This window comes from Winogradskyella sp. UBA3174 (assembly GCF_002364335.1).
Taxonomy (GTDB): Bacteria; Bacteroidota; Bacteroidia; order Flavobacteriales; family Flavobacteriaceae; genus Winogradskyella.
In genome coordinates, this window is the sequence record NZ_DEXW01000003.1 from 1 (window position 1) to 4,115 (window position 4,115).

General features: G+C 32.2%; 5 protein-coding genes. All 5 read left to right on the forward strand.

Annotated elements, in window-relative coordinates; translation table 11 throughout:
• Nucleotides 1–183 (forward strand): hypothetical protein (locus tag B2U95_RS00050; protein ID WP_296311006.1); only part of this gene is annotated, 183 nt, incomplete at its 5' end.
• Nucleotides 184–185: 2 nt separating this feature from the next.
• On the forward strand, nt 186–1,205 hold the full coding sequence (locus tag B2U95_RS00055; RefSeq protein ID WP_296311008.1) for a hypothetical protein: 1,020 nt from the start codon (nt 186–188) through the stop codon (nt 1,203–1,205).
• A gap of 11 nt (nt 1,206–1,216) precedes the next feature.
• Entirely contained in the window at nt 1,217–1,435 is a 219-nt protein-coding gene (locus tag B2U95_RS00060; RefSeq protein WP_296311009.1) for a hypothetical protein, read from the forward strand.
• A 21-nt stretch (nt 1,436–1,456) separates the two neighbouring features.
• Nucleotides 1,457–3,562 (forward strand): portal protein, encoded by a 2,106-nt coding sequence (locus B2U95_RS00065; protein WP_296311011.1) that lies wholly within the window; start codon nt 1,457–1,459, stop codon nt 3,560–3,562.
• Between the two features lie 41 nt (nt 3,563–3,603).
• A partial coding sequence (locus tag B2U95_RS00070) for a hypothetical protein (RefSeq protein ID WP_296311013.1) occupies nt 3,604–4,115 on the forward strand: 512 nt, incomplete at its 3' end.

Genomic DNA, 4,115 nt, shown 5'->3' on the forward strand with positions numbered 1-4,115 from the left:
AGTATACCTACATCAAAAATAAACCCAGAAGATGTAGATACAAAAGCAGATGACCATGCCTATGATGCATTACGATACATGATTATGACGAGGCAGTCTAATCAACCAACACTAAACACAACATTAAACAGAATAAAGGATAGAGTTGCTTTTACACCTAGCGATGCAACATTTGGTTATTAAATATGGATGAAATAAAATTTGCTCAACTTTTAAGACAGGCTCAAATAGAAGTTATAGATACTTTTAATAAAAGTACATTAAAAAGAACTTTAACTAGTCCTGCAGCTTTAAAACATTTATCTTCATATAATAAAAATATGAAAAAGATATTAAATAATAAAAATTTAAGTCAAACACAATTTCTTGAGTTAAATAATATGGTTACTTCAATTAAAAAGGAGTATACTGATAGAGTTACAGAAAAAAATAAAATTAAAACAAGTGAAAAATCAAAACTATTTAGACAGCAAGTAAAAGACCAACTTAAAAAAGAAACACCAAAAGTTACTACTGTTAAACAAGATTTAAAAACGGATTTAAAAACTCAAAAAGTAACGGCAAAAATAAATCCTAATTTATCAGAATTATCAAGAAATTCATTAAGAGGATTACTTAATAATGCAGCAAAAGTAGCAGGAGTTGAACCCCCTCTTACATCAACAGTAACTTCTATGACACCTTATGACGCAGTAAAAGCACAAGGTAATAAAGTTAATTTTAATTTACGAGGCTATCAATTATTTGAAAATGCAGCTTACAATGCAAAAATACATGGAGTATCAAAAACTATTGAAGAATTAGACATAGGTGTTAAAGAGGGAAAAATTGATGCATCTGAAGCTGATAACATGAAAAAAACTTTTGCTAAAGAAAGTGTAAAATCTAAATTAAGTCAATTTGGAGAGCAAGGAGAAGTAAAACAATTTAATAGACCAGAATATCAAAAAGCTTTTAAAACATTTTTAAAAGGTTCCTATAATACATTTACAAAAATGGGTAAAGTAATAGGTAAAGTTGCACCTAAAGTATTTCTTCCCCTTCAAGTTATGGACATGAAAAAACAATATGATAATATAATGGAACAAAGTAAAAAACCAATTGAGCCTTTAACATATAAAACAGGAGGCAAAGTAAAAAGAAAACCTTATGCTATGGGGGGTAAAGTCTATAGCAATTCAACACGAAAACCAAAATTTAAATAAAAGGAGGCAATATGCCAGATAATAACTATAACTACGATGCAAGCTATATAATGAGTTCTGATAAAATTAAAGCTGATAGAGCTGATGCTCCATTAACTAGAATGAAACCAGATTTTAAAGAAGAAATAAAAGAAGGTGATGCAAATCCAATTATTCAAGCAATACCAACAGCTAAATCTGCACCATTAGATAGTTCAATTCTAAATGCAGACAAACAAAAAGCATACTAGAAACAAAAACAAAGATATATAATGGCACAAGAAGACGTAAATCAAAAAACTGATGCTACGTCTACTGTAGCGTCTGATGAAGTACCTTCATTAGTAGGATATATTGAATCAAAATATAATGATTCAAAAACATCTAGACAAACACACGAATCACGATGGCTTAGGGCTTATAAAAATTATCGTGGTGTGTATGACAGTACAACTCAGTTTAGAGACAGCGAAAAAAGTAGAGTCTTTATTAAAATAACAAAAACAAAAACTTTAGCCGCTTATGGTCAAATTGTTGATGTTTTATTTGCTAATAAAAATTTTCCTATAACAGTAGAATCAACTCCTGTACCAGAAGGTATTGCAAATTTAATGCATACTCCTGCACCGGGAGAAGAACAAATTAAATCACCTTACGGATTTGAAGGTGATGATAGTGAGTTACTACCCGGAATGACAGAAGCTACACCTAAAAATAAATTAGGTGGTTTAGCATCTGAATATGAAGGGATGACACTACTAGAAGGAAAAAGTAGACATGGTGGCCCTCAAATAAGTCCTGCTAAAGAAACAGCAAGACGCATGGAAAAATTAATGCATGACCAATTATTACAAAATAATGGGGTTAACGTATTACGTCATTCTATATTTGAATCTGTTTTACTAGGAACAGGAATTATAAAAGGCCCATTAGGGTATAATAAAACAATTCATAAATGGTCTAACGAAGAAGGTGAAAGAACTTATGCACCTTATGATAAACTTGTACCAAAAATAGAAGGAGTTTCATGTTGGGATTTTTTCCCAGACCCTGCAGCTACATCTTTAGATGATTGTGATTATGTAATTGAAAGACATAAATTTACACGCTCTCAAATGCGTGATTTAATGAATATGCCTCATTTTGATTCTGATGCAATTATATCATGTTTAGAAATGGGTGGTAATTATACTACTGAGTACTATGAAGATATTATTCAAACATATGATAAACAAAATTATGGTGAAGGTACAACTTCTGATAGATACGAAGTATTAGAATATTGGGGAACAATAGATTTATATACTGCGTCATTAATTGGTTTAGACTTACCAGAAAAAACAAATGCTTTAGAACAAATACAAGTAAATGCTTGGATATGTAATGGAAAAGTTTTACGAACTGTATTAAATCCATTTACACCGGCACGTTTACCTTATCAAGCTTTTCCGTATGAAATAAACCCTTATCAATTATTTGGTATTGGAATACCAGAAAATATGGAAGATGCACAATTACTTATGAATGGTCATGTTAGAATGGCTATTGATAATTTAGCATTAGCAGGTAATTTAGTTTTTGATGTTGATGAAGCATCATTAGTTCCGGGTCAAAACATGGATATATTTCCGGGTAAAATATTTAGAAGACAAAGTGGTGTTACAGGAACAGCTATTAATGGTTTAAAATTTCCTAATACAGCACCAGAAAATTTACAAATGTATTTACAAGCAAGGCAACTTGCAGATGAAGAAACAGGTATACCATCTATTATGCATGGACAAACAGGTGTATCTGGAACTGGTAGAACAGCCGCAGGACTATCAATGTTAATGGGAGGTGCTAACCTATCTATTAAAACAGTTATGAAAAACATTGATGATTTTTTACTTAAACCTCTTGGTGAAGCATTATTTCAATGGAATATGCAATTTGATTTAGATAATCCAGACGTTGTTGGTGATTTAGAAATTAAACCTAAAGGTGTGTCTAGTATAATGCAAAAAGAAGTTAGAACACAAAGATTAACAGCTTTACTACAAACAGTTGCTAATCCAATGTTAGCTCCTTTTATAAAAATACCAAATTTAATTAGGGAGCTAGCAATAGCACAAGATATTGACCCAGATAGTCTGGTAAATGATATGGATGATGCACAAATATTTGCAGAAATGCTGAAAGGTCTAAATGTTGGACAAGAAAATAGCACTCAAAATGGCCAAAGTGGTCAACAACCCGGAAGTATGGGAAGCCCTACAGGAGTACCTACAGGGCCAAATCAAAATGACCCACAGGGCACTGGTAATGGCAACATCGGAGTTGGAAATGTTCCGCAATCAGGGGAAAGTAATTTCACTGGAAACAATGGCACGTCTTAGAGAAGATGTCAATAATATATTAAAAAATAAGTAAAGGGAACATGGCAATAAAAAATTTTAGTAGAACAGGTATTGCAACTCTTGCAATAAAAGACCCATTACCAGATAGTTCAGAACAAGACATAGTTGAAGACCCTATGGGTTTTATTCCTGCTGAACAAGCTTCTACTGCTGTTGTTGCAGGACAAACTAATGTTAATCCTTTATCAGCCGATTTACCAGATGTTAAATTAATGCAAGCTGTAACAGATTATAGTGGAATTGATTTTAATAGTACTTTACAAGAAACTCCTAATATTGGTAGTTCTAGCTATATGACAACTCCAAGTTATAAAACAGACCCTACTACAGGCGAATATATTCCTCCGGGTAATTACGCAGATACGGCTACATTTGACCAACAAATGACAGATATTATAGATAAGGGTAAAACTGATTTTACTACTTTTGTAGGTGAGCCTTATCAAGACTATCGAAATAGATTAAAATATCAAGGGCCGGGTGATGAATTTGGTATACTAATGGCAGGTCAAGAACCTTATGACCCTTATAA